General features: G+C 75.1%; 1 protein-coding gene and 1 pseudogene. Both read right to left on the bottom strand.

The window, feature by feature from the left end; translation table 11 throughout:
• A partial coding sequence (locus tag ACNPM4_RS06000) for a flagellar hook-length control protein FliK (RefSeq protein WP_448985057.1) occupies nucleotides 1–1,378 on the bottom strand: 1,378 nt, incomplete at its 3' end.
• Nucleotides 1,375–1,589: pseudogene (locus tag ACNPM4_RS05995) on the bottom strand (hypothetical protein); the annotation flags it as partial. The pseudogene ACNPM4_RS05995 and the gene ACNPM4_RS06000, both read right to left, overlap by 4 nt.

Raw genomic sequence — 1,589 nt, 5'->3', positions numbered from 1 at the left:
CGGCGGGGTGCGGCCGCGCGGCCGCGTTCCTGTCGGCGGGTGCGTCGCCACGGGCCTGGCCGCCGCCCGCGCTCGCCGCATTCCCGTTCGCCGCGTTGCCGTTCGCCGAGCCGCCGCCGTTCGGCGACGATTGCGGATTCGACGAGCCGGGGCCGTCGTCCGAGGTCGAGAGCATCAGGGAGGCGTGTGGTGCCGCTGCCGCGAGATCCCGCCGCAGGTCGGCGAGCACGGCCCGCAGTGCCTCCCGTCCGAGCTCGTTCGGGGCGTGCAGCTCGATCTGGATGGCCCCGCCGGAGATCTGCGCGCGCACGGTCACGGGCCCGAGGTTCTCCGGCGACACGGTCAGCGTGAGGCTGTGATCGCCGTCCGCGGCCTGGGCGAGTGAGACGACGGGGGCTGCGATCTGGGGGAGCAGGACCGGCCGGGCGATCGCTGCTGCCGCGGCAGGCGTGGTCGGGGCGATCGGGGGCGGTGATGCGTGTGCCGGTGCCGTGACGGCGGACGTCGGGGCGGCAGCATCTGCGGTCGCGGGTACCGACGCGGCGGTGGCAGTGGCAACCGGAGCCGAGACTGCAGGGGACGGCGCGGCGTCGGATGCCCTATCGACGGCGGATGCTGTCCCCGACAGGAGCGCCGTGTCGGCGTTCGACGCCGGTGCCGGTTCCGACGAGGCAGCCGCGGCGACGGCACCGTGCGGCCCGGCGGGGGCGGTGACGAGGCGGAGAGCGGTCTCGGCCGGAACATCCGCCGTCGTGCTGTTCGCGCCGGGTGCGCCGGCGACAGCGGCGTTGCCGACCGGAGCCGATGCCGCACCGACGGCGGCGGGCCCGGTCGAGGCGCGCGGCGACGATGCACCGGTGACGGCGGGCGGGAGGGATGAGGCGGCTAGGGGGGTCGCCGATGCGGTGGTGCGTGCCGGATCGACCGATGCGGCGACAGCGCCGGACGCCGCGATCGGGGTGGGGTCGGCGGCTTCCGCAGGGGCATCCTCCGCTCCGGTGTCTTCCGCGGCATCCACCGGTGGCGGGGTCCCGTCGAGGTCGGGGTCCGCTCCCGTGGTGCTTCCGTCGACGGGAGCCGCCGTCCCTGACCCGCTCGGGATCGTGAGGGGTGGGAGAGGCGATGCGGTCACCGGAACAACCGGATCAGCGGATTCGGCGGTCGCATCCGTCGTCTCGGTTCCCGTCGACGCACCCGACGACACTCCCTCAGCGAGGACGCCTTCGGTGGGCGCGTCGTCGGCGAGCTGAGCCCGCGCCGCATCCTGGATCACGTCGGCGAAGGCCGCGGCACCCGGGGTCACGCCGCGCGAAGGCGCCGCGCCGCTCGGCCGCGACCCGCGAGGGTCGAGCATGTCGACGATGCCGAGAGCGGTCATGACTGCCCCTCCGTGTCGGTGCGCGATCCGATCTCGTCGAGCTCCGCCTGTTCGGCGTGCAGCTCGGCCGCCCGCACCCGCACGGCGTGGGCCTGGGCCAGACGGTCGAGTCCGCGCATCGCTCGTCGCGCCTCCGAGTGCTCTGTGCGGGCCTGGTCGACGGTCTGCTCCTGCAGCTCCGCCAGCATCGTCAGGTCGGAGAGCAGCGTGC

This window comes from Microbacterium umsixpiens, from assembly GCF_053543675.1.
This window is presented reverse-complemented; position numbering and strand designations above follow the sequence as displayed.